Source organism: Bradyrhizobium sp. NBAIM08 (genome assembly GCF_020193935.1).
In the GTDB taxonomy this organism is placed as follows: domain Bacteria; phylum Pseudomonadota; class Alphaproteobacteria; order Rhizobiales; family Xanthobacteraceae; genus Bradyrhizobium; species Bradyrhizobium yuanmingense.
The window spans coordinates 1-404 of the sequence record NZ_JADYVR010000948.1; the positions used below are offsets into that span (position 1 = coordinate 1).

Annotated in this window: 1 protein-coding gene; it reads right to left on the reverse strand. The window is 64.6% G+C overall.

Annotation, left to right across the window (positions count from 1 at the left end; translation table 11 throughout):
- Nucleotides 1–193 precede the first annotated feature (193 nt).
- Nucleotides 194–404, reverse strand: a 211-nt coding sequence (locus I6F37_RS42875; protein ID WP_225154810.1) for a DUF2934 domain-containing protein, incomplete at its 5' end; no start/stop codon positions are given.

A 404-nucleotide genomic window follows, 5' to 3' on the forward strand; every position in this document is an offset into this window, starting at 1 on the left:
CTCGGAGACGGCCTTGGCGTTGAGGTTGGAGCCGTAGGCGAAGTAATACATTCTCGCGCACGCGTCGCGCAAGGATGCAGACGCGCCGGTACAGAGCGCGTCAGTGAGCGTGCGGTCGCATCATTGGGTTTTCGACTGCGGATTCAACGCGGGCCGACTGAGCGGCAAAGGTCGGTCATCGCCGGCCGATGAATCACTTCTTGCCGCGAAGATTTCGCTCGGCAGTCGTCCAGTGCTCGACGTGGTCGCCCGGGTGGCCGCTCTGCCAAAGGTGGTAGGCGTGCTCGGCGACCATCTCGTCGGTCACTTCGGTCGTGGTTGCCGTCGGCTTCGAGGCCTTCGTCGTCTTGGGAACGGCGGTCGCGCGGGGCTTGGTCTCTTTCACCGGCTCCGCGGCGGACACA